Origin of the sequence: Rhizobium sp. Rhizsp82, assembly GCF_047325115.1 — a bacterium.
Lineage (GTDB): Bacteria > Pseudomonadota > Alphaproteobacteria > Rhizobiales > Rhizobiaceae > Rhizobium.
On the sequence record NZ_CP168571.1, the window covers coordinates 778,344 to 803,436 of the forward strand.

At 62.4% G+C, this 25,093-nt stretch carries 23 protein-coding genes; 16 read left to right on the forward strand and 7 right to left on the reverse strand.

Annotation, left to right across the window (positions count from 1 at the left end):
* Nucleotides 1-25 precede the first annotated feature (25 nt).
* The 4 genes from ACEN84_RS27825 to ACEN84_RS27840 all read left to right on the forward strand — a co-directional run bounded on the left by ACEN84_RS27825 (nucleotide 26) and on the right by ACEN84_RS27840 (nucleotide 2,871).
* A complete protein-coding gene (locus ACEN84_RS27825; protein WP_199628374.1) occupies nucleotides 26-766 on the forward strand; it encodes a response regulator in 741 nt (246 codons plus the stop codon).
* A complete protein-coding gene (locus ACEN84_RS27830; RefSeq protein WP_413712450.1) occupies nucleotides 763-2,085 on the forward strand; it encodes an ATP-binding protein in 1,323 nt (440 codons plus the stop codon). Before ACEN84_RS27825 ends, ACEN84_RS27830 begins: the two co-directional genes overlap by 4 nt.
* A 160-nt stretch (nucleotides 2,086-2,245) precedes the next feature.
* A complete protein-coding gene (locus tag ACEN84_RS27835; protein ID WP_413712451.1) occupies nucleotides 2,246-2,662 on the forward strand; it encodes an organic hydroperoxide resistance protein in 417 nt (138 codons plus the stop codon).
* A 53-nt stretch (nucleotides 2,663-2,715) separates the two neighbouring features.
* Complete coding sequence (locus ACEN84_RS27840; protein WP_413712452.1) at nucleotides 2,716-2,871, forward strand: hypothetical protein; 156 nt, start codon at nucleotides 2,716-2,718, stop codon at nucleotides 2,869-2,871.
* Here ACEN84_RS27840 and ACEN84_RS27845 read toward each other — a convergent pair.
* Entirely contained in the window at nucleotides 2,841-3,662 is an 822-nt protein-coding gene (locus ACEN84_RS27845) for a LuxR C-terminal-related transcriptional regulator (RefSeq protein WP_413712453.1), read from the reverse strand. The two genes, ACEN84_RS27840 and ACEN84_RS27845, sit on opposite strands and share 31 nt — an antisense overlap.
* A 192-nt stretch (nucleotides 3,663-3,854) precedes the next feature.
* On the opposite strand from ACEN84_RS27845, the gene ACEN84_RS27850 reads away from it, so the two are divergent.
* From ACEN84_RS27850 to ACEN84_RS27870, 5 genes are all read left to right on the forward strand, one after another.
* Nucleotides 3,855-4,946 (forward strand): ABC transporter ATP-binding protein, encoded by a 1,092-nt coding sequence (locus ACEN84_RS27850; RefSeq protein WP_413712454.1) that lies wholly within the window; start codon nucleotides 3,855-3,857, stop codon nucleotides 4,944-4,946.
* 22 nt (nucleotides 4,947-4,968) lie between these two features.
* Complete coding sequence (locus ACEN84_RS27855) at nucleotides 4,969-6,132, forward strand: spermidine/putrescine ABC transporter substrate-binding protein (RefSeq protein WP_413712455.1); 1,164 nt, start codon at nucleotides 4,969-4,971, stop codon at nucleotides 6,130-6,132.
* A gap of 62 nt (nucleotides 6,133-6,194) precedes the next feature.
* A complete protein-coding gene (locus ACEN84_RS27860; RefSeq protein ID WP_112711054.1) occupies nucleotides 6,195-7,061 on the forward strand; it encodes an ABC transporter permease in 867 nt (288 codons plus the stop codon).
* On the forward strand, nucleotides 7,061-7,873 hold the full coding sequence (locus ACEN84_RS27865) for an ABC transporter permease (RefSeq protein ID WP_413712456.1): 813 nt from the start codon (nucleotides 7,061-7,063) through the stop codon (nucleotides 7,871-7,873). The genes ACEN84_RS27860 and ACEN84_RS27865 overlap by 1 nt, the downstream gene beginning before the upstream one ends.
* Nucleotides 7,874-7,886: 13 nt before the next feature.
* Nucleotides 7,887-8,648, forward strand: coding sequence for an SDR family NAD(P)-dependent oxidoreductase (locus ACEN84_RS27870; RefSeq protein WP_203430775.1), 762 nt, complete (start codon nucleotides 7,887-7,889; stop codon nucleotides 8,646-8,648).
* Nucleotides 8,649-8,655: 7 nt separating this feature from the next.
* On the opposite strand, the gene ACEN84_RS27875 is transcribed toward ACEN84_RS27870, so the two are convergent.
* On the reverse strand, nucleotides 8,656-9,675 hold the full coding sequence (locus ACEN84_RS27875) for a substrate-binding domain-containing protein (RefSeq protein ID WP_203430776.1): 1,020 nt from the start codon (nucleotides 9,673-9,675) through the stop codon (nucleotides 8,656-8,658).
* 262 nt (nucleotides 9,676-9,937) lie between these two features.
* Here ACEN84_RS27875 and ACEN84_RS27880 point away from each other — a divergent pair, with 262 nt between their 5' ends.
* The 6 genes from ACEN84_RS27880 (at nucleotide 9,938) to ACEN84_RS27905 (ending at nucleotide 16,810) form a co-directional block, all read left to right on the forward strand.
* Entirely contained in the window at nucleotides 9,938-10,984 is a 1,047-nt protein-coding gene (locus tag ACEN84_RS27880) for a sugar ABC transporter substrate-binding protein (protein ID WP_413712457.1), read from the forward strand.
* Between the two features lie 68 nt (nucleotides 10,985-11,052).
* Nucleotides 11,053-11,871 carry an ATP-binding cassette domain-containing protein gene (locus ACEN84_RS27885; protein ID WP_413712458.1) on the forward strand — a complete coding sequence of 273 codons (819 nt, stop codon included), beginning with the start codon at nucleotides 11,053-11,055 and terminating at the stop codon, nucleotides 11,869-11,871.
* On the forward strand, nucleotides 11,868-13,124 hold the full coding sequence (locus ACEN84_RS27890) for a sugar ABC transporter permease (RefSeq protein WP_413712459.1): 1,257 nt from the start codon (nucleotides 11,868-11,870) through the stop codon (nucleotides 13,122-13,124). The genes ACEN84_RS27885 and ACEN84_RS27890 overlap by 4 nt, the downstream gene beginning before the upstream one ends.
* Before the next feature lie 27 nt (nucleotides 13,125-13,151).
* Complete coding sequence (locus ACEN84_RS27895) at nucleotides 13,152-13,880, forward strand: SDR family oxidoreductase (protein ID WP_413712460.1); 729 nt, start codon at nucleotides 13,152-13,154, stop codon at nucleotides 13,878-13,880.
* A gap of 63 nt (nucleotides 13,881-13,943) precedes the next feature.
* Nucleotides 13,944-15,578 (forward strand): FGGY-family carbohydrate kinase, encoded by a 1,635-nt coding sequence (locus ACEN84_RS27900; RefSeq protein WP_413712461.1) that lies wholly within the window; start codon nucleotides 13,944-13,946, stop codon nucleotides 15,576-15,578.
* Nucleotides 15,579-15,784: 206 nt separating this feature from the next.
* On the forward strand, nucleotides 15,785-16,810 hold the full coding sequence (locus tag ACEN84_RS27905; RefSeq protein ID WP_413712462.1) for an endo-1,4-beta-xylanase: 1,026 nt from the start codon (nucleotides 15,785-15,787) through the stop codon (nucleotides 16,808-16,810).
* 32 nt (nucleotides 16,811-16,842) lie between these two features.
* Here ACEN84_RS27905 and ACEN84_RS27910 read toward each other — a convergent pair whose 3' ends face one another.
* From ACEN84_RS27910 to ACEN84_RS27925, 4 genes are read right to left on the reverse strand one after another with little or no spacing between them, the layout of a single operon-like run.
* Entirely contained in the window at nucleotides 16,843-18,003 is a 1,161-nt protein-coding gene (locus ACEN84_RS27910; protein ID WP_413712463.1) for an NAD-dependent epimerase/dehydratase family protein, read from the reverse strand.
* A 34-nt stretch (nucleotides 18,004-18,037) separates the two neighbouring features.
* Nucleotides 18,038-19,462 carry a glycosyltransferase family 2 protein gene (locus tag ACEN84_RS27915; RefSeq protein WP_413712464.1) on the reverse strand — a complete coding sequence of 475 codons (1,425 nt, stop codon included), beginning with the start codon at nucleotides 19,460-19,462 and terminating at the stop codon, nucleotides 18,038-18,040.
* A gap of 31 nt (nucleotides 19,463-19,493) precedes the next feature.
* Nucleotides 19,494-20,927 (reverse strand): UDP-glucose dehydrogenase family protein, encoded by a 1,434-nt coding sequence (locus ACEN84_RS27920; protein WP_413712465.1) that lies wholly within the window; start codon nucleotides 20,925-20,927, stop codon nucleotides 19,494-19,496.
* Nucleotides 20,928-20,948: 21 nt separating this feature from the next.
* Nucleotides 20,949-21,971 (reverse strand): UDP-glucuronic acid decarboxylase family protein, encoded by a 1,023-nt coding sequence (locus tag ACEN84_RS27925; protein ID WP_413712466.1) that lies wholly within the window; start codon nucleotides 21,969-21,971, stop codon nucleotides 20,949-20,951.
* Between the two features lie 268 nt (nucleotides 21,972-22,239).
* Here ACEN84_RS27925 and ACEN84_RS27930 point away from each other — a divergent pair, with 268 nt between their 5' ends.
* Nucleotides 22,240-23,304, forward strand: coding sequence for an endo-1,4-beta-xylanase (locus tag ACEN84_RS27930; RefSeq protein ID WP_413712467.1), 1,065 nt, complete (start codon nucleotides 22,240-22,242; stop codon nucleotides 23,302-23,304).
* Nucleotides 23,305-23,310: 6 nt separating this feature from the next.
* On the opposite strand, the gene ACEN84_RS27935 is transcribed toward ACEN84_RS27930, so the two are convergent.
* Nucleotides 23,311-25,047 carry an EAL domain-containing protein gene (locus ACEN84_RS27935; protein ID WP_413712468.1) on the reverse strand — a complete coding sequence of 579 codons (1,737 nt, stop codon included), beginning with the start codon at nucleotides 25,045-25,047 and terminating at the stop codon, nucleotides 23,311-23,313.
* Between the last annotated feature and the right edge of the window lie 46 nt (nucleotides 25,048-25,093).

Genomic DNA, 25,093 nt, shown 5'->3' on the forward strand with positions numbered 1-25,093 from the left:
CGCATTGGAGGTTGCTGAAAGCGCCATGGAGCATGTCGACCATATCCTGATCGTCGATGACGACAGGGAAATCCGCGAGCTCGTTTCGAGCTATCTGAAGAAGAACGGGCTGCGCGCCACCGCCGTTGCCGACGGGCGCCAGATGCGGAGCTTTCTCGAAGCCAATGCGGTCGATCTGATCATCCTCGACGTGATGATGCCGGGGGACGACGGCCTCGTGTTGTGCCGCGAACTGCGCGCCGGCAAGCACAAGGCGACGCCGATCCTGATGCTGACGGCGCGCAGCGACGAGATGGACCGCATTCTCGGGCTCGAAATGGGCGCCGACGACTATCTGCCGAAGCCTTTCGCAGCACGCGAATTGCTGGCGCGCATCAAGGCCGTTCTGCGCCGCACGCGCATGCTGCCGCCGAATTTCCAGGTGAGCGAGGCCGGCCAGATGCTGAGCTTCGGCGAGTGGCGTCTGGACACGGTCGCGCGCCACCTGCTCGACAAGGAGGGCACGACGATCGCGCTCAGCGGCGCCGAGTACCGGCTTTTGCGCGTTTTCATCGATCACCCGCAGCGGGTTCTCAATCGCGATCAGTTGCTGAACCTCACTCAGGGGCGCGATGCCGAGCTCTTCGACCGTTCGATCGACCTGCTCGTCAGCCGCCTGCGGCAGCGGCTCGGCGACGATGCGCGTGAGCCGATCTATATCAAGACCGTCCGCAGCGAGGGCTACGTTTTCTCCGTGCCGATCGAGATTTCGGAGTTGCGGCAATGAGCGTGGCCGCCCTTGCAACGTTCGGGCGCGTCTGGCCGAGTACGCTGCGCTCGCGCATTGCCATCATCCTGCTTCTCGGCCTCGCGATCGCCTATGGCCTGTCGTTCAGCGTGCTCTATGCCGAGCGCATGATGTCGGCAAAGGCCGTCATGCTCGGCACGCTGGAGAGTGACGTTGCTACATCGATCGCCGTGCTCGACCGGTTGCCGGCGGATCAGCGGGCGGATCTGACCGATCCCATGAGCCGCGGCAACTATCGTTTCGTGCTCGGCCCGGGCCTGCCGGGTGTTCCCGATCATTCAACACGCGGCGGCGAGATTGCGGCGACCATCAGCGATGCTATCGGCCATCGCTTTCCGATCCGCATGGAAGCGATCCCCGGTGACGTCACGCGCCTGCAGGCGCATCTGACGCTGACCGACGGCACGCCGCTGACGATCGACATCACGCCGAGGGGCATCATGCCGCTTGCCGGCTGGCTGCCTTATGTCTTCGTCGTACAGATGCTGCTCATCGTCCTTCTGACCTGGCTTGCCGTTCGCCAGGCGACGCGTCCGCTTGCCGATCTGGCTGCCGCCGCCGATGCTCTTGATCCGAACAAGAAGGGCGAGGTGATGAGCGACAGCGGCCCGAGCGAGGTGGCGCATGCCGCGCGGGCCTTCAACGCAATGCGAGACCGCATTGCCCACTATCTCGAAGAGCGCGTGCAGATCCTCGCAGCGATTTCCCACGATCTGCAGACGCCGATCACCCGCATGCGGCTGCGCGCCGATATGGCGGAAGAATCTCCGGAACGGACCAAGCTGCTGCACGATATCGGCGAGATCGAGCGGCTGGTTCAGGACGGGATCGCCTATGCCCGCAGCTCGCATGGAAATGGCGAGAAGTTCTCCCGCATCGACCTCGCGTCCTTCATCGAGAGTCTTTGCTATGACTACCAGGATACCGGAAAGCCCGTGTCTATCTTGGGGCTTGTCAGCGGCACCGCATCGACCAAGCCGCATGCGCTGCGCCGCATCCTGTCGAACTTCATCGACAACGCCCTTAAATTCGGCGGAACGGCCGAGGTGAGCGTCGAACGCCGAGAAGAGGGGGCGATCGCCATCACCGTCATGGATCGCGGCCCGGGCATTCCCGGCGATCAGATCGAGGCGGCCATGCAGCCCTTCTTCCGCCTGGAGCAATCGCGAAACCGCGAGACCGGTGGCTCCGGTCTCGGGCTTGCGATCGCGCAGCAGCTGACGGCGGCAATCGGCGGGACGATGCGCCTCTATAACCGCGACGGCGGTGGCCTCGCGGCCGAGCTGGTGATCCACTAAGAAGCGGGCCGCCTGTTGTAGCGGCTCGTATCACTGCTGGCGCTTGCTAAGCTTCGTTACAAATCCCGTACATCCGGGAAACATGCCGGACACGTCGCCGGGTCAAAACACTCCCCGTCAACTGAAGCCGCGTCGCGCGGCAGAAACCAAGGAGTGTCACATGACCACGATCGAGAAGGTTCTCTATACCGGCAAGACCCACACCACTGGCGGCCGCGAGGGTGCTGCGCAGAGCAGCGACCGCGCACTGGATGTCAAGCTCTCGCCTCCTGGCCGCGGCCGTCCTGGCACCAATCCGGAGCAGCTTTTCGCCGCCGGCTGGTCCGCCTGCTTCATCGGCGCGATCGGCCTTGCCGCCGGCAAGCGCAAGATCCGTCTTCCGGCGGAGACTGCCGTCGACGCCGAAGTCGATCTCGGCCAGACCGACGGCGCCTATTTCCTCCAGGCTCGCCTGAATATCAGCCTTCCCGGTATCGACGCCGAGCTGGCACGCGAACTTGTCGAGGAAGCGCACCAGACCTGCCCCTATTCGAAGGCGACGCGCGGCAACATTAATGTCGAGCTGAATATCGTCTGATCGCCAGTACGAACAAACGGGACGAGGCTTTTGCCTCGTCCCTGGAGCATCCCATGAAATTCATCATCATCGGCATCCTGACAGCCAATGTTCTCGCCGCATCCTGCATCTACGACGCGGCCTCCGACGAGCCTTCGCCGGTCGCGGGACTCGTCGCCGTCGCACAGACGATTGCGCCTCAGCCGGAGGGCAGCAGGTTCTTGAAATAGATCGACAGAAGCTGCGTCTGCGAGGAAATCCCGAGCTTGCGGTAGACGTTGCGGCGGTGGACCTTCACCGTGCCTGTCGAGATATTGAGCTTCAGTCCGATCGACTCGGATGAATGGCCCTGCAGCACAAGATCGACGATCGCGGTTTCGCGGCTCGTCAGATTGAGGTCCCGCCATACGGTATCGGCCGGGGCAAGGTTCGGGTTGCCGCCGGTCTTGCGGTGTTTCTTTCCGCCGGCTGCGAGTTGCGCGTCGAAGCGCGGGGCGAGGCCCGCCCAGTAGTGCCGCACCATATTGGCGATCAGCGGTTCGGCTTTCTTCAGCGTCGCGAAATCGGCCGGCGGAAAGGCGCCGGTCTTCTCGCGCCGCATCAGCGACAGGACGATGGTTATGTCCTTGTCGGCATTGATGAAAAAACCGATCTCTTCGGCGAGCCCGGTCTGAACGTAATAGGTGCGGTAATATTCGCTGGAGAAGAATCGGTCCGGCGCCAGTTCGCGCATCCTGAGCACGCCTTCGCGCCGTTCCCGGGCCGTATGGTAGAAGGGGTCGAGCAGGTACGGACCGGCCTGGTAGAGAGTGACGAAGACGACATGCTCTTCGGCATCGAAGGTGGAGTAGAGATCGATCGGCCGTTCCTTGCCACGATAGGCGAAGACCACGACGTAATCGAAGCGCACCAGCGCCGCCATCATCTGCCGGAAGGTCTCGCCAAACTCGGCGTCACCCATGGCAGGCCGGCCGACCGTCGCGTTGAAGGCGCCGAACAAGGCTTCCAGATCGGTGCTCATGTGACGGTCTCCCTCTGCCGCCGGCGCGAAATTCTGCGCGTCCCCATATACACCTTCCACGAAGCTTAATCCGCTTAAATACCTCTCTCGGGGTATATACCGCGCCGGAAGCTCAGGCTTACTCTTTCCTTAACGACGGTGGCAATAAGGCAGCAAAGACTGCCAATTCCAAACCAACCGCAGGGAACAGACGTGGCATCCGCTTCGACGAACGATATCGAATTCCGTTCGGTCACCAAGAACTATGGCGCCGTGACCGCCGTGACGGACATCAATCTCAATGTGCCCAAGGGCGCCTTCCTGGCGCTGCTTGGCCCTTCCGGCTGCGGCAAGACCACTTGCCTGCGCATGATCGGCGGCTTCGAGCAGCCGAGCGAAGGCACGGTGCTGATCGACGGGCGGGAGATGAACGGCGTTCCCGCCTATCGCCGCCCTGTCAACATGGTGTTCCAGCACTACGCGCTGTTTCCGCATTTCAATGTCGAGCAGAATGTCGCCTACGGGCTGAAGCAGATGCGCCCGAAGATCGAGGCGCGCGAGATCGACCGCCGCGTCGCCGAGGCGCTGGAAATGGTTCGGCTCGGCGGCTTCGCCAAGCGCCGCATTCACGAAATGTCGGGTGGTCAGCAGCAGCGCGTGGCGCTGGCGCGCGCCATCGTCAACCGCCCGTCCGTTCTGCTGCTCGACGAGCCGCTTGCCGCCCTCGACAAGAAGCTGCGCTCGGCGATGCAGATCGAGCTGCAGACGTTGCAGCGAGAGCTCGGCATCACCTTCGTGCTCGTCACCCACGATCAGGAAGAAGCGTTGTCGATGGCCGATATCGTCTGCGTCATGAGCGCCGGGCAAATCCGCCAGCTCGGCTCGCCGCAGGAGGTCTACGATCGCCCGGCCGACCTCTTCGTTGCCGATTTCGTCGGCAAGACCAACCGCATCGCCGCGACGATGGAGGCCGATGGCACGACGCTGCGGCTCGCCGACGGCTCGGCGATCGCATCCGGCAAGCAGCTTGCGCCGGGCCAGACGATCGCCGCCCTTCGTCCTGAGGCGATCCGGCTGACGCGCGGGCAGGCTATCGGCGGCGCCGCGTTCAAGGGCACGGTCACGCACCGGATCTTCCTTGGCTCGTCGGCGGAATATGCCGTCAGCGTTCCGGGCCTCGGCGATTTCCTGATCACCGCCGACCGCCGCAGCATGAACGAGAGCGATCTCGTGGAGCCGGGCGAGGAGGTATTCCTCGGCTTCGACCCATCCGCCATCCATGTCTTTCCAGCATCGAATGCATAAACCAAAACAAGGGAACAGCATCATGAGCAAGGATTATAAGGACAATCTCCCGATCTCCGCCGAAGGCTTCATGGACGAGTTCATGCGCCTGAAGCGTGGCTCCGTCAGCCGCCGTCATTTCCTCGGCATCACCGGCCTCGGTCTCGCCACCGCGGTCATGTCGCGCTTCCCGGGCGCACTGTCGACGCCTGCCTATGCCGCCGGCGAGCTCGGCACGCAGATGTCGATCGCCACATGGCCGAACTACCACGACCCGGCAACCTTCGAGAACTTCAAGGCTGCCACTGGCGTTGCGGTCGAAGTCAACGTCTTCGGTTCCAATGAGGAAATGCTGGCGAAGCTGCAGGCCGGTGCCTCCGGCTGGTCGCTTTTCGTGCCGACCAACTACACGATCTCGACCCATCACAAGCTCGGCCTGATCGACGAGCTGGATCTTTCCAAGATCCCGAATTTCAGCCAGGCGACCGAAAGCCCTCGCTTCACCAAGGAAGGCCAGATCGACGGCAAGACCTATGCCGTGCCGAAGAACTGGGGCACGACGGGCTTCTCGGTGAACACTTCGAAGATCAAGACCAAGCTTTCGAGCTGGAAGGACTTCTTCGAGATCGCCCAGACCGAAGGCGACGGCCGCACGATGGTGCATGACTACCAGCTGACGACGATCGGCAGCGCGCTGGTTTCGCTGGGTTACGATTTCAATTCGATCAAGGCTGACGAGCTTGCCAAGGCCGAGGAGCTGCTGATCAAGGTGAAGCCGCATCTCTTCGCCATCAATTCCGACTACCAGCCGTCGATGCGCTCCACCGATGCGTGGCTGACCATGTGCTGGACCAATGACGGCGCGCAGCTGAACCGCGACATGCCGGAGCTCGCCTATGTGCTCGGCACCGATGGCGGCGAGATCTGGACCGACTATTACGCGATCCCCAAGGATGCGCCGAATAAGGCGGCCGGCTATGCGCTGCTCAACTATCTCATGGATCCGCAGAACGCCGTGAAGGAGCATATCGCCAACGGCGCGCCGACGACGGACAGCCGCGTCATCGAACTGCTGCCGAAGGACATCACCTCGAACAAGATCGTCTATCCGGACGAAGCAGCGCTGACGCCGCTGGAATTCGGCGCCGCCGTGACGCTCACAGACCCCGGCCGTGCCGAGCTGATGGCACGCTTCAAGTCGGCCTAATCTCCGTTGAGAGCTCCGGTCTCTTCGCGGGGACCGGAATCCGACGCTGCGGAAACAGACGTATGCCCCTGACCCTTGCCACGAAACGGCGCCTTGTCACTGCCGCCCTTGTCGGACCGGCCAGCATCTGGCTGTTCGTCTTTCTCGTCCTGCCCTTCATCGCCATCATCGTCTTCGCCTTCGGCGAGCGGGCGCCGGAGGGCGGGTATCAGGCGGCGTTCACCTTCGCGCAGTTCGCCAATCTCGGCTCGCGCTCTGCGGCATTCGTCAACACGCTGATCCTGGCGCCGATCGGGGCTGCCGCCTGCCTGCTGGTTGCCTATCCCGTCGCCTATTATCTTGCCGTCAAGGCAAGCCCGAAGCGGCGCCTGCTGCTGGTATCGCTGGTCGTCGTGCCGTTCTGGACCAGCCTTCTCGTGCGCACCTATGCGTGGATGTACCTGCTCGGCGCCCGCGGCATTCCGCATCTCCTTGAATTCGTCGGCATCGAGAATGTCCGGCTGATCAACACGCCCGGCGCGGTGCTGCTCGGCATCGTCTATGGCTATCTGCCGCTGATGATCATGCCGATCTATGTTTCCCTTGAAAAGCTCGACCGGCGCCTGCTGGAGGCCTCGGCCGATCTCGGCGCCAAGCCGGTCTCGACCTTCTTCGGCATCACCCTGCCGCTGTCGCTGCCAGGTGTCATGACCGGCGTGGCGCTGGTGACGATCCTGCTGCTTGGCGAATATCTGATCCCGCAGCTTCTCGGCGGCGGCAAGGTGTTCTTCATCGGCAATGCGCTCGTCGATCTCTTCCTGCAGTCGCGCAACTGGCCGTTCGGGTCGGCGATTGCAGTGACCCTCGTGGCCGTCGTCGTCGTCATTCTGCTGGTTGCGATGCGTATTGCCTGGCGTGTCGCCGGTACCCGTCAGGTGGATCTCGTCTGATGCGCGCGCTGGTAACCTTCGTCTATCTCTTCCTCTACACGCCGATCGCGCTCGTCGTGCTGTTCTCGTTCAACTCCGGCCGCAATGCCAGCGAGTTCGTCGGCTTCTCGACGGAGTGGTATGGGCGGGCGCTCTCGAACACCTTCCTGATGGAAGCGCTGCAGAACAGCCTGATCATCGCCTTCACCAGTGCGGCGCTCGCCGCAATCTTCGGAACCATGGCGGCGATCGGCATGGAGCGGCTGGGCACCCGGATGCGGGCCCTGTTCGATGGTCTGTTTGCCGCAGCTATCGTCGTACCCGGCGTCGTCATCGGCATCGCGACGCTGGTGGCCCTCGTCGAGGTCTTCGGTTTCATCAATCCCGTCATCGCCGCGATCTGGCCTGGCGATCAGCCGCCGAAGCTGGCGCTCGGCTACGGCTCGATCATCGCCGCGCATGGCCTCTTCACGATGGCGCTGGTGACGATGATCGTCAAAGCCCGGATCGCCAGCCTTGGCCGGGATATCGTCGAGGCGTCGAGCGATCTTTATGCGACGCCGCTCACAACGTTCCGGCAAATCGTGCTGCCGCAGATCATGCCGTCGATCCTTGCCGGCTTCCTGCTCGCCTTCACCTTCTCCTTCGACGATTTCATCATCGCCTTCTTCGTCGCCGGGTCGAACACGACATTGCCGATCTATGTCTTCGCCTCGATCCGCCGCGGCGTCACGCCGGAGATCAATGCGATCGCGACGATGGTGCTGATCGCCTCGCTCGCCCTCATTCTCATCGCGCGCTTCCTGATGCGCGAAAAGACAACGACAAACTGACCGGGGAAATGCCATGATACTTAGGGATCGCGTTGCAATCGTCACCGGGGCAGGCTCCGGCATCGGCCGGGCAGGCGCGCTGATCATGGCGCGCGAGGGCGCCCATGTGATCGCCGCCGACATCGATTTCATGAATGCCGAGGAAACGGTGAGCCAGATAACCGAGGCGGGCGGCAGCGCCGAAAGCCTGGTGGTCGACGTGACGGATGACAAGGCGCTGGAAAGCGGCATTGCCGCCGTCGTCCTGCGCCACGGCCGTATCGACATTCTCCACAATCATGCCGGCGCCCAGGTGGCTGGCGATCTGGAGCAGGTGACCATCGACGGGTTCGACAGATCCTGGGGGCTGAATGTGCGGGCGCATTTCATGGCCTCGCGGCTCGTCATGCCGATCATGAAGAAGGCCGGCAAGGGTGTCATCCTCAACACCTCTTCGTCGTCGGGCGTGCTCTACGATCGGGAGATGATCGCCTATACGACAACGAAACACGCGGTCATCGCCATGACCCGGCAGATGGCCGGCGACTACGCCAAATTCGGCATCCGCGTGAATGCGCTCTGCCCGGGTTGGGTCGATACGCCGTTCAACGAACCCTTCATCGCGCAGATGGGCGGACGCGGCGCCATCGAGAGCTACATTGCCGACAAGGTGCCGCTCGGCCGCTGGGCCGATGTCTCGGAGATCGCCGAACCGATCCTCTTCCTCGTCTCCGACCGGTCATCCTACATGACCGGCCAGATCCTTGTCGTCGATGGCGGCGAGACGGTGGTGTAGCGGGACGCTAGGCCCGTTCGGGGATCAGCGGCGGAACCTGGATGATTCCCGGCTTGTTCGAGCCTGATTCGATGAGCTCGAAGACCTTGGTCAGCATACCCGGCACATCCTGGCGTACCATCTCGATGCCGTTGCCGAGCAGGGTGACGAAGGGATCCCAGTCGAAGCAGCCGAGCACGAGATTGCGGTCGTCGAGATGGCCGGAGCGGCGGATCCAGCGGATGACGCCTTCAAGCGAGATGGTCGAATTGACGAACATGCCGCGGGCCAGCGCATTGCCCTTCATGGCGAGATCATCCAACGCTTTCTCAGCTTTCTCAGGGGCATAGCCGCAGGCGAGGATGTGATCCTCCTCGACCGCGACGCCAAGATCGGCATGCGCCTGGCGGAAGCCGCGGATACGCTCGGCGGTATTGTGATCGCTGCCGCGGCCGCCGATGAAGAGCAGCGGCTCCTTCTTGCCGAGCCGTTCCTCGCAATTCATCAGGATGCGGCGCGTCAGTTCGCGCGCGCCGGCGAAATTGTCGGAGATGACAGATGGAGCAAGGGCGCCCGGAAGGTCGAGATTGAGGCTGCGTACACCGGCGGCGGCGCACATTTCCGTGATTTTATCGGGGTCCGTCGCACCCGTCGCGATCAGGCATTCGACCTGATAGGAGAGCATGGTGCGCGCCGCCTCGATCTCCAGTTCGGGATCGCGCCGCGTGCAGGTGATGATCGGGAAAAGGCCGCGAGCGCGCGCCATGTCTTCGAACAGTTCGACGATCGAGCCGAAATAGCGGTTATCATATTTCGGCACGAGCATGCCGATGATATGGGACTTTTCGCGCCTTAGAAGGCTTGCCTGCATGTTCAGCGCATAGCCCTGTTCCTCGGCGATCTTCATGATCTTTTCGGCAAGCTGCGTGCTGATCCGGCGCTTCTTCCAATTGCCATTGAGGACGGCGCTGACGGCGCTGGCGGAGGTCCCTGCGAGCTCCGCCAGATCGTAGATCGTCGTCCTCTTGGCCTGCTTTACGTGATTCAAAATTCGCTTCTCCATTTTCGCTAACTTGACATCAAACTGAAGAAGTGGCAATTCTTGCTTCATCGATTGAGCAAGCTTGCGCAATCGATGTTACAAGCTGGCCTCACCGCCAGCGCAGGGAGGTATTTTCTAAGACACTGCGAGCTCGTTCTTTGCGGGGCGCGTCGTTTGCCGTCTATCGGCAGCGGTGCTGGCGGAGCGACGGCCGTGGTGACCGGCGGCAATGCCTGGGCCTGTCTTTGAACACACCAAGGAGGAGAGAATGAAGTATCGCAATTTGCTTATGGCCTCGGCGACCATCGCGATGGGATTTGCCGGCGCTGCCTTTGCCCAGGAAGCATCGACTGTTGCCTTCCTGATGCCTGACCAGGCATCCACCCGCTACGAGCAGCACGACTTCCCGGGCTTCAAGGCCGAAATGGAAAAGCTCTGCGCCAAGTGCACCGTTGTCTATCAAAACGCCAATGCCGATGCCTCGCTTCAGCAGCAGCAGTTCAATTCAGTGATCGCCCAGGGCGCCAAGGTGATCGTCCTTGACCCGGTCGATTCCGCTGCAGCGGCCGGTCTCGTCGAGATTGCCCAGTCACAGGGCGTCAAGGTCATCGCCTATGACCGCCCGATCCCGGACAAGCCGGCCGACTTCTATGTTTCCTTCGATAACGAAGGTATCGGCTACGCGATCGCCAAGTCGCTGGTCGAGCACCTGAAGAAGCAAGGCGTTGCCGATGGCGCAGGCGTTCTGCAGATCAACGGCTCGCCGACCGATGCCGCTGCCGGCCTCATCCGCGACGGCATTCATCGCGGCCTGAAGGAATCCGCCTACAAGACGCTCGCCGAATATGACACGCCGGAATGGGCGCCGCCGAAGGCTCAGGAATGGGCTGCCGGCCAGATCACCCGCTTCGGCGCCGATATCAAGGGCGTCGTTGCCGCCAATGACGGCACCGGCGGTGGCGCGATTGCCGCATTCAAGGCTGCTGGCGTCAAGCCGGTTCCGCCGATCACCGGCAATGACGCAACGATCGCTGCGCTGCAGCTGATCATTTCAGGCGATCAGTACAACACGATCTCGAAGCCTTCCGAAATCGTTGCGGCAGCGGCTGCCAAGGTGGCCGTGCAGATGCTGAAGGGTGAAACGCCGGAACCCAAGACGACGCTCTACAAGACGCCGTCCGAGCTGTTCATTCCTGCCGTCGTGACGCAGGAGAACATCAAGGCTGAAATCTTCGACAAGAAGATCCAGACGGCTGATCAGATCTGCACCGGCGAATATGCCGACGGCTGCAAGAAGCTCGGCATCACCAACTAAATCTGCCTATAGTATCCGGCCGCGATCGCCGCGGCCGGACGTTTCCCGGGCAAGAAGGGCTTCAGCCAATGGTTACCGTTAAGGGTATGCCGGAGAAGGGACAGACGATCCTCCGGCTCAGCAATGTTTCCAAGAATTTCGGCGCGGTTTCGGCGCTGACCGATATCGACCTCGAGGTCAAGGCGGGCGAGGTCGTGGCGCTGGTCGGCGACAACGGCGCCGGCAAGTCGACGCTCGTCAAGGTTCTCGCCGGTGTGCACCAGCCGTCGTCGGGCAGTATCGAATTCTGCGGCCAGAACGTCACGCTCGACAGTCCCGGCAAGGCGCTCGAGCTCGGCATCGCCACGGTCTTCCAGGATCTGGCGCTCTGCGAAAATCTCGATGTCGTCGCCAATCTTTTCCTCGGCCACGAACTGTCGCCCTGGAGCCTCGACGAGGTGGCGATGGAAGTGCGCGCCTGGACGCTGCTTCGCGAACTCGCCGCCCGCATCCCCTCGGTACGTGAGCCGATCGCCTCGCTCTCCGGCGGCCAGCGCCAGACGGTGGCGATTGCCCGCTCGCTGCTGCTCGACCCGAAGATCATCATGCTCGACGAGCCGACCGCCGCACTCGGCGTGGCGCAGACGGCCGAAGTGCTGAACCTGATCGAGCGGGTGCGCGAGCGTGGTCTCGGCGTCATCATCATCAGCCACAATATGGAAGACGTGCGCGCCGTCGCGGACCGCATCGTCGTTCTCCGCCTCGGCCGTAACAACGGCGTCTTCACGCCCGATGCGTCCAACCAGGAACTCGTCGCCTCCATCACCGGCGCGACGGAAAACTCCGTATCCCGGCGCCTCGAGCGCAAGAGCAGCACGGCCCAGGAAAACAGCGGGAGCCCGTCATGAGCCAGAAACCATCCACGGCAGCACCGGCTGCCGCACTCGACCGCAGTGACGAGCGCGTCCGTCACGACGACAGCATCGGCGCCATGATCAAGGCCTTTTTCGATCGTGTCCGTTCGGGCGATCTCGGCATGCTGCCGGTCGTTGTCGGCCTGATCGTCATCTCGACGGTCTTCTCGATCCTCAATCCGGTCTTCCTTGCCCCGAACAATCTCGTCAACCTGCTATTCGACTGTGCGACGGTCGGCGTCATCTCGCTTGGCATCGTCTGCGTGCTGATGCTCGGCGAAATCGACCTCTCGGTCGGGTCGATGAGCGGTCTTTCCTCGGCAATTCTCGGCGTCCTCTGGGTCAATACCGGCTGGCCGCTGCCGCTGGCGATCGCCGTCGCTGTTGTCGCCGGCATCGTCGTCGGTTCGCTTTACGCCATGCTCTATAACAGGCTGGGAATGCCGAGCTTCGTTGCGACGCTGGCCGGCCTGCTGGCACTGCTCGGCATGCAGCTCTATATCCTCGGCCCGACAGGCAGCATCAATCTGCCCTTCGCGTCGTCGCTCGTCCGCTTCGGCCAGATCCTTGTGATGCCGGCCTGGCTTTCGCATCTGCTCGCGCTGCTGCCCGGTCTGATCTTGATCGTCAACGGTCTGCGCAAGCGCCAGCAGCGCCAGTCCGTCAACCTTTCGCAGGCGCCGCTTGGCGCACTGGTCGTCAAGGCTGTGGTCCTGACCGCAGCGCTCGAATTTGCCGCCTACTATCTCAATCTCGGCCGCGGCGTGCCGTGGATGTTCGGCCTGTTCGTCGCGATCGCCGTCGTCCTCAACTATGCGCTGACGCGGACGCAATGGGGCCGGTCGATGTTTGCCGTCGGCGGCAATCGTGAGGCGGCGCGCCGTGCCGGCATCAACGTCCGCCGGATCTATCTAAGCGCCTTCGTGCTCTGCTCGACACTGGCAACGATCGGCGGCATCCTGTCTGCGTCGCGTCTTGCCTCGTCCAGCCAGCAGGCCGGCACCGGCGACGTGAACCTCAACGCCATCGCGGCGGCCGTCATCGGCGGTACGAGCCTCTTCGGCGGCCGCGGCAGTGCCTATTCCGCGCTGCTCGGCATCATCGTCATCCAGGCCATTTCCAACGGCCTGACGCTTCTCAATCTCAGCTCGTCGCTGCGCTACATGATCACCGGCGCCGTTCTTGCGATCGCCGTCATCGTCGACTCGCTTGCCCGCCGCTCGCGTGTCAGCCACGGCCGCGCCTGATCCGCATTTTATGAAGGAGTATTTGCCATGACTGGATTGATGAAGGGCAAGGTTGCCGCCATCACGGGTGCCGCATCGGGTATCGGGCTGGAATGCGCCCGCACCCTGCATGCAGAAGGTGCCACCGTCGTGCTCGTCGATCGCGCCAAGGACAAGCTCGAAGCGCTCTGCAAGGAGATCGGTGATGACGCCCTGCCGCTGGTCGTCGATCTGCTCGACGGCAAGCAGGTTTCCGGCATGCTGCCTCGCATCCTGGAGATTGCCGGACGGCTCGATATCTTCCACGCCAATGCCGGCGCCTATATCGGCGGACAGGTGGCAGAAGGCGACCCTGATGCCTGGGACCGGATGCTGAACCTCAACATCAACGCTGCCTTCCGTTCGGTTCATGCGGTCCTGCCGCACATGATCGAGCAGAAGTCGGGCGACATCCTGTTTACGAGCTCGATCGCCGGCATGGTGCCCGTCGTCTGGGAGCCGATCTACACGGCCTCGAAATTCGCGGTACAGGCCTTCGTTCATTCCACCCGCCGCCAGGTGGCGCCGCATGGCGTGCGCGTCGGCGCGGTTCTGCCGGGTCCGGTGGTGACGGCTCTGCTCGACGACTGGCCGAAGGCCAAGCTCGACGAGGCGCTTGCCAATGGCAGCCTGATGCAGCCGAAGGAAGTGGCCGACGCCGTGCTCTTCATGCTGTCGCGTCCGCGCAACGTGACGATCCGCGATCTGGTGATTTTGCCGAACAGCGTCGATCTCTGAACATCGCAAGGCCCGCTCAAGGGCCGCGATCGACCCTGTTCCGCCTGACCGAAACGAGAGACCATGAGCGACACATCTCACACGCCACAAGCGGGTGCCAAACACGTCATCGGCGTCGATGTCGGCACCGGCAGTGCCCGCGCCGGACTGTTCGACCTCACCGGCCGGATGCTGGCTTCCGCCAAGCGGGATATCACGCTATTCCATGAGCCGGGCTCGATGGTCGAGCAGTCGAGCACGGAGATCTGGGCGGCGGTCTGTGCCTCCGTGCGCGAAGCCGTGTCGCTGGCCGCTGTCGATCCGGCTTCCGTCGTCGGTCTCGGCTTCGATGCCACTTGTTCGCTCGTCGTGCTGGGCGAGGGCGGCAAGCCGCTCGCCGTCGGGCCCTCCGAAAATCCCGATAGGGACATCATCGTCTGGATGGACCACCGCGCCGTCCCGCAGGCGGAGCGGATCAACGCACTCGGCCATGACGTGCTGCGCTATGTCGGCGGCAAGATTTCGCCGGAAATGGAAACGCCGAAGCTGCTCTGGTTGAGGGAAAACCGGCCCGAAATTTTCGACAGGGCCTGGCAGTTCTTCGACCTCGCCGACTTCCTGACATGGCGGGCGACCGGCGATCTGTCGCGCTCGACCTGCACCGTCACCTGCAAATGGACTTATCTGGCGCATGAGAAGCGCTGGGATGCCGGCTATTTCGAAGAGATCGGCCTCGGTGCTCTGGCTGGCGAGAACTTTCTCCGCATCGGCCAGTCGATCGTCGAACCCGGTTCGCCGCTCGGCCATGGATTGACGGCCGCAGCGGCAGAAGAACTTGGATTGCCTGTCGGTACGGCTGTCGCCGCCGGCCTGATCGACGCCCATGCCGGCGGCATCGGCACCGTCGGGATCGGCAGCGGCCCGCAGGCCAATCTCGCCTATGTCTTCGGCACCTCCTCCTGCACGATGACATCGACCTCGGAGCCGGCTTTCGTGCCAGGCGTCTGGGGGCCGTATTATTCCGCCATGGTGCCGGGGCTCTGGCTCAACGAAGGTGGCCAGAGTGCTGCCGGTGCTGCGATCGACCAGCTTCTCTCCTTCCACCCGGCCGCGGCCGAAGCGAAGGAATGCGCCAGGAGCGCCGGTGTGCCGCTCCCCGTCTTCCTGGCGGATCAGGCGGCCGGAAAGGTTTCTTCCGCATCGGACGCCGTAGCGCTCGCCAAGGGGCTGCACGTCGTGCCGGAATTCCTCGGCAACCGCGCGCCCTTCGCCGATCCGCATGCGCGGGCGGTCATCACCGGTCTCGGCATGGAACGGGATCTCGACAATCTCGTCTCGCTCTACATCGCCGGCCTCTGCGGCATCGGCTACGGCCTCAGGCAGATTGTCGATACGCAGGCGGCCACAGGCGTCAGCGTCGAAAACATCGTCATCAGCGGCGGAGCGGGCCAGCATGACTTCGTGCGCCAGCTGCTCGCCGATGCCAGCGGCAAGCCCGTCATCGCCACCAAGGCGGACGAGCCGGTGCTGCTGGGCGCGGCGATCCTGGGTTCTGTCGCGGCAGGGCTGTTTAGCGATGTCCGCGAGGCAATGACCGGACTGACGGCCGTCGATACGGCTTTTGCTCCCGCCGGTGGCGCCCATGCCGCCACGCATACGGCTCGCTATGAAGGGTTCAAGACACTGCAGAGCGTGGCCAGCAAGCTTCGGCAGTATTGATGGCAAGTATTTCGCCGAATACCGCGAATAAAGGCGCGCCTAAATTAGCGAATAAATAACGGAAAAAACCGAAGATGCTCCGCGATCAGGTGGAGCATCTTGCGATGACACGGCAGTTTGGCAGGCGATCGATGCTGACGGGGCTGGCGGCGGTAGCCGCAGCCGCTGCCTTTCCGCGTGCGGCAGCCACGGCATGGAGCCCTGCTATGTCCGGTTTGAACGCCCATCTCGCGCCGCAGGGCCGGTACTTCGGCACCGCAGTCAGGATAGACCAGCTGCGCGAGCGTTCGGCTTTACGCAACGCGGTGCTGCAGAATTGCGGCGCGGTGACGCCGGAGATCGATCTGAAATGGGCAGCGCTCGAATGGAACCGGGGCGCCTATAATTTCCAGCCGGTCGACGAGCTGATCGGCATGGCAAGCGAAAGCGGCATCGCGGTGCACGGCCACACGCTGCTCTGGGGCCAAAGCGTACCGCCCTGGGCGATGGAACATATGGCCGCCAACCCGGGCGACTGGTCCATCATCTCGGCTTACATGCAGGCTGTGCTCTCGCATTTCGGCGGCAGGATCGGTCGTTGGGATCTGCTGAACGAGGTCGTCGACACTGCCGAAAGCGACAGTCTTCGCCGCAACATCTTCTACAAGACTTTCGGCCCTGACTATGTCGAGCGTGCGCTGGCCGAGGCCCGGCAACATGCGCCGCAGGCCAAATTCCTGATCAATGAATACAGTCTCGAATACGACAATCCTGTCGATGCCGCGCGCCGCGTCGCGGTGCTGCGGCTCCTGGAGCGGCTGAAGCGGGCAGGGCTGCCTTTTGACGGCCTCGGCGTTCAGGCGCATCTCGATCTCACCAAGGGCAGGGTGAAGCGCAGCACGATCAAGCCGTTCCTGGAGGCGGCGGCCGATCTGGGGCTGGAGATTTTCGTCTCGGAGCTGGATATTCAGGAAGCCGATCTCAGCGTGCCCAAGGCGGTGCGTGACCGGAAGGTGTCGGACGAGGTCCGCCGCTATTTGGACATCGTGCTCGAAGTCCCCGCGGTCAAAGGCATCACCTCCTGGGGGCTGTCGGACGGTCTCTCCTGGCTCAATTCGGACGAATACAGGCGCCGTGACGTCAAGGGTGCCGCGACGTCGAGCAATCGCGGTCTGCCCTTCGATAACGACATGCGGCCGAAGGAGCTCTATTACGCGATGAACACCGCGTTCTCCGAGGCGCGCATCGGCTGAAAGGGGAGCCGGCGGACCGGCTCCCGCAGGCGTCAGACCATCAGCTTGCTGCTGCTGAGTTCGGCCATGCTGACCGCCGTCTTGTCTACCGGCTTCTTGGCTGTCTTGACCCATTCGATCAATTCGGCCATCCCCTCCTCGAAGTCGCGCTGCGGCGTTACCCCGAAGACATCGCGGATCTTGCTGATGTCTGCGAAGCAGTGACGGATGTCGCCGACGCGGTACTTCTGGAGGATATCGGGAGCGATATTCTTCTGCAGCAGGCGGGCGAGCGTCCGGGCAATGTCATTGACGGTGATCGACTTGCCGCTGCCGACGTTGAACACGTCCCAGACGCGCTTGTCGCTTTCCAGGATCGTTGCAAATGCATTGGCGACGTCCATGACATGGACGAAGTCGCGCTTCTGCTCGCCGTCTTCGAAAACCATCGGCGGCTGGTCGTTCAGCAGGCGGGAGATAAAGATCGCAGCGACGCCGGTATAGGGGTTGCTGAGCGCCTGGCGCGAGCCGTAGGCGTTGAACAGGCGCAGCGCCGAGGTCGGGATGTTCAGCGCACGGCCGACGGAGAGGAACATCTCCTCGTGGTCGCGCTTGTTGACGGCATAGATAGAGGCCGGCTGAAGCAGCTTCTTCTCTGTCGTCGGGATCGGGATGAGCTTGGCGCCATCGCCGGTAAAGAGCTCCCAGCTGCGTTCGGCCAGCTGCTCATGGCTGCGCAGCTCGGGCGCTGTGCTGTCACCGGTGCCTTCGATCTCGTATTCGCCTTCGCCATAGATCGACATCGAGGAGGCGACGACCATGCGCTTGATCGGATGGTTGCCATCGGCGTCGAGCGGCATGCGCGACAGCACTTCGAGAATGACGGCGGCCGCCATGGTGTTGTTGCGGGTATATTCGACGATGTTGGTCATGCTCTGACCGACGCCGACCGAGGCCGCAAGGTGGGCGAGGTGGGTGATGCCCGTCAGGCTCGCCTCGAAGACGCCGTCATCGAGGATGTTGCCCTTGATGCGCTTGGCCTTCTTGTTGAGGTAAACCGGCCAGCCCTGCGCGTCCTTTTCGGCATCGCCGTGGACCTGATCCAGCAGGCAATCGAGAACGGTGACTTCGAAGCCGCGCCCGAGGAGATAATCGACAAGGTGCGATCCGATGAAGCCGGCGCCACCTGTTACCAGTACATGCCCTTTCGTCATTTTCCCTACTCCTTACATTGAGGTTGATTGCGGGTCATTCAGCCGCGATTTGCGTCATGATCAGGTCTTCATTTGCATTGGTCTTGACCGTGCGCTCCCAGACGAGGCCCTGATCCTTGATGTACATGCGCAGCCCGATGTAGAGCGGGATGAGCCAGATCAGCCACCAGACCATCAGCGACACCGGATTGATGCGCGCGAGGTACCAGACCCTCGTCCAGACGCTCTCGGCGACGAGTTTGCTGCGCGTCCAGACGCTGATGTAGAGACGCAGCAGAAGCAGCGAGAACATGCTGAGATTGAGGATCGGGAAGATCGCGGCCGCGGCCGGCAGATTGCCCTGTCCGCTGAAATACTGCCACATCGCCCATATCCCGATCGGGATGCCGATCGTGTTGATCGACATCGACAGGCACGGCAGGAAATTGAGCCAGGCGCGGAACTTCTGCCAGCGGGTCATGCCCATCGACGTCAGCGGCGAGGTCAGGCTCTGGAAGAAGCCGCAGACCCAGCGCTTGCGCTGCGTAATGCCGTGCATCAGCGTCGAGGGCACTTCCTCGATCAACGGGTTTTCGATGACGCCGAGCTTGCGGCCGTTGGTCCAGAACCGCATGCCGACCTCGGGATCCTCGATGGTGATCCACGGGTGGAAGCCGCCGAGTTCGATCAGGTCCGAGGCGCGGAAGAACAGACCCTTGCCCAACACCCAATAGGGCTGCCGGCCGTTGGCTGTCAGATGCGGATAGGTGAGCCCGTCCCAGGACATGTGGTCGGCTGCATGCCAGGTCGCCGCCATGCTCTCGTTGAGATTGCCGGCGATGTTCTGCGCCTGCAGAACATCGTATTTCTTCATGCCGGCAGCACCGGCCAGGAAGTGATCGGCGGGTGGGCAGCTGTCGGCATCGATATAGTTGACCAGGAAGTCCTCGCGGCCCTCGAACTTCTTGGCGACGTTGTAGAAGGCATAGACCAGCTGGCGCGTCTTTTTTGGCGGCAGGTCGCGATTGTAGGCGCGGTGCCCCTCATGCCACCAATAGGCCTTCCGCGTGGAGTCCCAGCCGTCCCAGACCGCCTGCCAGCTCGGATGCGTGGTCGGCGGCACCTCGACGATTTCGAGGAAGGAGAATTCCTGCTTGAGACGGCGGAGCGAAGCGACCGTCTCGTAGTCGTTCTCGTTGGGGATCGCCACGACCTTGTAGCGATGCTTCGGGTAGCGAAGCTGCGAGAGCGAGGTGAAGGTCGTCCGCATCGTTCCTTCCAGCTCGCGCAGAACCGGATAGAAGAGCACGATGAAGGGGCATTCCTCCTCCGTCACCGCATCGATGTCTGCCTGCGTCACCATGTTCGTCGGCAGGCTGGCGAAGAAGAAGTTCAGCCCGAGGCTGAGGCTGTAGGCGATCTGCACCACGAAGAAGAGCGTGAGCAGGGCATACTGGCCTGAAATCAAGATCATATCCATCGTACGCTAAACCTTTGATTGGATATAGATATTACACTGCAGCAGGCTGTGGCGCCGGGCGCACCGAACCATTGGCCGCCGGATGCTCCCGCTCGACGCGGCCTGTATTCTTGGGCTTCAAGAGGCGCGGGGTGACCTGGATCGAAGCGGTCTCGGCGCGGCGCGGCGAGCCGATCCGGTGAAGCTCGAAACCGGCAGCCTCGACCTTGCGGCTATCGAGGATGTTGCGCAGGTCGACGATGACAGGGTGGCTGACCAGCGAACTGAGGCGGGCGAAATCGAGTCCCTGGAATTCCTTCCACTCGGTCGCGACAACGATGCCATCGGCGCCGGCGACGCAGTCATAGGCGTTCTCGGCATAATCGACGTTCTGCAGATAGTGACGCGCCTGCTCCATGCCCTCCGGATCGTAGGCGCGGACACGGGCACCCATCTTCTGCAGGGCGGCGATGATGTTGAGCGACGGCGCCTCGCGCATGTCGTCGGTATTGGCCTTGAAGGTCAGGCCAAGGATGGCGATCGTCTTGCCGCGCACCTGATTGCCGAGCGCCGTGATGACTCGCCGACCGATGCCACGCTTTCTGGCATCGTTGGCGGCAATCGAGCTCTCGACGACGCGCAGGCTGACGGAATGGCTCTGCGCCGTGGCGAGAAGCGCGAGAGAGTCCTTCGGGAAGCAGGAGCCGCCATAGCCCGGACCCGGGTTCAGGAAGGCGCGGCCGATGCGGGTGTCCTGGCCGATCCCGTTTGCGACTTCCGAGACATCGGCGGAAACCGCTTCGCAGAAGTCGGCGATCTCGTTGATGAAGGAGATCTTGATGGCGAGGAAGGCGTTTGCTGCATACTTGATGACTTCAGCGGCATTGCGGCCGGTATAGAGGATCGGAGCACCCGTGGCGCGCAGCGGCTCGTAGAGCGCCTTCATCTTTTCGGTCGCCCAGGGAACGTCGCAACCGACGACGACGCGATCCGGGCTCATGAAGTCATCGATGGCGCTGCCTTCCTTCAGGAATTCCGGATTGGACACGGCGGCGAACACGAGATCCGGCCGCGAGGTGCGGATGATCGCCTCGACGGCATCGCCGGTGCCGACCGGTACGGTCGACTTGGTGACGACGACGAGACCGTCCTCGGCGCTGAGCGCGATTTCGGAGGCGACGGCATAGACGCTCGTCAGATCCGCTTCGCTGCCACCCTGGCGGGTCGGCGTGCCGACGGCGATGAAGGCGAAATCGGCGCCTTTGAGCGATGACTTGAGATCGGTCGAGAAGGTCAGCCTGCTCTCATCGATATTGGTCTTGATCAGCGCGTCGAGACCGGGCTCGAAGATCGGCACGCCGCCGGAGTTCAGGAGGTTGATCTTCTGCGCGTTGCTATCGACGCAGACGACGGAGTGACCGAGGGCGGAAAAGCACGCACCGGAAACCAGGCCCACGTAGCCGGAGCCAACAATTACGACTTTCATGTTTCACCTATGATCTGATGGTTATTCAGCAGCGCTGATGACAGCGGCGGGTTGCCGTCTGAGTTCGCCGTCGAAATATTCGATGGTCTTGAGCAGGCCCTCGCGGAGGCTCACTTCAGGGCGCCAGCCGAGAAGCTCGCTCGCCTTGCTGATATCGGGCTTGCGGCGCTTGGGATCGTCGACCGGCAGCGGCAGGCGGACGATCGGCGAGCGCGAGCCGGTGATCTCGAGGACGAGATGCGCGAGCTCTTCCATAGTGAATTCGCCGGGATTGCCGATATTGACCGGGCTGTCGGCGAGTTCGCTGCGCATCAGGAGGTCGAAACCGCGGATCAGGTCGTCGACATAGCAGAAGGAGCGCGTCTGGCTGCCGTCGCCATAGACGGTCAGCGGCTGGCCGAGCAGCGCCTGGATGACGAAGTTCGAGACGACGCGGCCATCGTCCGGCTGCATGCGCGGCCCGTAGGTGTTGAAGATGCGGACCATGCGGACAGTGACGCCGCGGGTCTTGCCGAAATCGGTAAACAGCGTCTCGGCGAAGCGCTTGCCCTCATCGTAGCAGGAGCGCGGCCCGACGGTGTTGACGTTGCCCCAGTAGTGTTCCGGCTGCGGGTGGATTTCGGGATCGCCGTAGATCTCCGAGGTGGAGGCGTGGAAGACGCGGGCGCCGTCGCGTTCGGCGCGGCGCAGCACGTTCCAGGCGCCCTTGCAGTTGATCATCGCCGTCGAGACAGGATCGGCCTGATAGTGAACCGGGGAGGCCGGGCAGGCGAGATTGTAGATCTCGGCGAATTTCGGCAGCGTATCGGGCAGTTCGTCGGTGACGTCATGCTGCACGACGCTCAGGCGGTTGCTGAATTGGAGTCTGGAGAGATTGGACGCACGGCCGGTGTGAAAATTGTCGAGGCAATAAACGTGATTGCCACGGGAAACGAGCCGATCTGCAAGATGAGATCCGAGGAAACCGGCGCCGCCGGTTATCAGGATATTCGCGCCCTCAAGAGCGGGACGCAGCGACCCGGTCGCATGATTAAACTCTATCACCTTAGGACTCCATACAATAGCGCTCCGAAGAACAAGGCTCTTCAGCAAGCAGTTGATAGAATGTCCTTGAGGCTCCCCCCCTATTTCTTGTTGTTAACGGTCCATTAATATAGCTTTTCCGAAAATACAATTACATATGATAACCGGAAATTGCGGTTCTAATCTTCTGAAGGCCTTATTTCTGTGAAAAGCAGAAGCCGTTACCTGAGGAAATACAATGCCAGAGTTGTCGAGGCGGGGCTTCTTAAGGAATATTGCAACCGGAGCTATGGGCGCAATTGCAGCCGCTTCATCCTTAAAGCCAGCGTACTCATCCCAAAGGAGTAGGCCTATCCCTTTCGGGTCAGCCGCCCGTACCCAATTCATCGAAGCGGACGGGCAATACCGGGATTCTCTCCTGCAATATTGCAGCCGCCTGACGCCGGAGATCGAGTTCAAATGGGACCAGATCGAGCCGCGGCAAGGGCAGTTCTCGTTCGAAGCAGCAGATACGGTGGCGAATTTCGCCAGGGATCACGGCAAGGAAATCTATGGCCATACGCTGCTCTGGCACCGCAGCATGCCGCCCTGGCTGCCTGACCATCTCCGCGAGACCCGCGACTGGAGCACCGTCACGGGTCATATCGGCCGGATGGTCGGCCGCTACGCGGGTGTCCGCTATTGGGACGTCGTCAACGAGCCGGTCGATACCGGCTTCCGGGGCGACGGTCTCAGGCCATCTGTCTTTCTGGACTGTTTTGGTGCCGATTACATCGCGATGGCACTTCAGGCGGCGTGGGCGGCATCACCGGGTGCCGAGTTGCTGATCAACGAATATGGGCTCGAATATGATCTGACCGTGGAGCATGACCGGCGCTATCACTTCCTGCGGCTGCTCGAGCGGCTGAAGAAGGGTGGTGCCCCGATCGGTGGTATCGGGCTGCAGGCGCATCTCGATCTGCGCAAGGGGCCGGTGTCGCAGGCTGCCATTTCGAGCTTTCTGAAGGAAATCCGCAATCTCGGTCTCTTCGTCTTCGTCACTGAACTCGATGTCACCGAAGCCGACTATGTCAGGCCGGCAGCCGAGCGTGATGCGATGGTCGGGGCCGAAGTGGCGCGCTATCTCGATGTGGTCTGCGATTTCGAGGATCTGCGCGGCGTCGCCACCTGGGGGCTGACGGATCGCTATTCCTGGCTTGGGCTACCGCCTGAAGAGGTCGAGGCCTACAAGCAGCATGGCTACTGGCGCGACGGAACCTCGCCCGGCTTCAACCGTGGCCTGCCGCTCGATACCGACCTGCGGCCAAAACCGTTTCTCGATGCGCTGAAGGCGCACGGCGTCGGACAGTTCTGAACCATCTCAGCCGGCAATCTCCATCCTGCGGGCAGCGGCCGTCTCCAGAATTGCCTGTGTCACCTGCGCCGGCTGCGGCCGGCCGAAGGCGTATCCCTGCAGCGTATCGGCGCCAAGCCCGGCCAGCAGGCGGGCATGATCCAGCGTCTCGACACCCTCGGCGACGACCTCGATCTCGAGCGTGCGGGCAATGTCGATCAGCGAGCCGATCAGCCGCCGCTGTGTCTCGCTCTTCAGGATCGGCAGCACGAGGTGGCGGTCGATCTTGACGCGATTGGGCCTGAGCTCAAGCAGGCCGAGCAGCGAGGCATGGCCGGAACCAAGATCGTCGATCTCGATATCGATGCCGAGCTGGCGGATGCGCTCGATATTGCGCTTCACCTGCTCGCTCAGCGTATCCAGGAAGATGGTCTCGATGAATTCGAAGCTGATCTGGCCGGGCGCAATGCCGAGCGCGCTGACCTTGCCGGGCAGCAACGGATCGCCGAGGCGGGCGGCCGAGAGGTTGACCGACACCGTCGGAACCTTGATCCCCGCCATCGACCAGCGATTTATATCGAAGAGCACGCGGCGGAAGACAGCGTCATCGACGGCGTCCATCAGGCCGTTGGCGGCAGCAAGCTCAAGGAAATCGCCCGGCATGCGCAAGCCCTTCGGGCTCTCCCAGCGGGCAAGCGCTTCGAGACCGCAGATCGCATAGTCGCTGGCGCGGACCTTTACCTGATAGAAGGGCACGATTTCGCCGATGTGCAGGCCGCTGCGCAACTCCTGCAGCATCTGCTTTTCAGCGTTGCGCTTCTCGGCAAGTGCCGGCGTAAACAGCTGGTCGCGATTGCGGCCGTTCTTCTTCGCCTCGTAGAGCGCGATGTCGGAAGACGTCAGCAGCGCGGCAACATCGGCGCCGCTCGCGTGAGCGTAGCCGATCGAGCATTCGACGGTGAAAGGCTCGCCATCGATAAAGACCGGCTTATGCAGGTCTTGGCGGATTCTCGCGACGATCTCGCGCATTCGATCCGGCTCGGGCGAAAGCGACAGAACCGCAAATTCGTCACCGCCAAGGCGCGCTGCAATCTCTCCACCGGCGATCCCCGAAGCAAGCACGGAACCGACATGCCGCAACACCGTATCGCCGCCGCCATGGCCGAAGCGGTCGTTGATCTCCTTGAACCGGTCGATATCGATATGACAGAGCGAGGCAACGGGTTCGGACGCTTGCAGCAGGCGCGCAAAGGCATCGTCGAAGGCGCGGCGATTCAATAGGCTCGTGAGAGAATCGTGATCGGCTGCATAGCGCGCTTCCGCCCGGCTCTGCTCGGCCGCCTCGCGCTGCTTGGCGAGCTGCTGGTTGCGCAATGCGTCCTCGGTCACATCCCATTCGGCGCCGATGAAGCAGGGCTCGCCTTGCCCGTCGACGAAATACTGTGCCCGTGATCGGATATGGCGGATCTCGCCATCCGGGCGGATGATGCGAAACTCCGAGGCATAGTCGCTCTTGTTGGCAATGGCCGCCTTGAAGATCGTGCTGGCACCCGGACAGTCGTCGGGATGCACGCTCTCCAGCCAGATGACGTCGTGTTCGCCCTTGGCAACGCCGTAAATGCGCTGCAGCTGATCGTCCCACCGGGTCTGGTTCTTGGCGATATTGTGCTGCCAGATCCCGATGCCGGATGCCTCAAGCGCAATGCCGAGCTGCCTGACCAGGTCTTCAAGCTCGTTATTCGTCCACGTTAATTTATTGCCCACTGACGCGTGCCCGCCCCTCTTTGGCGAGCATTATGCCGGGGACTCC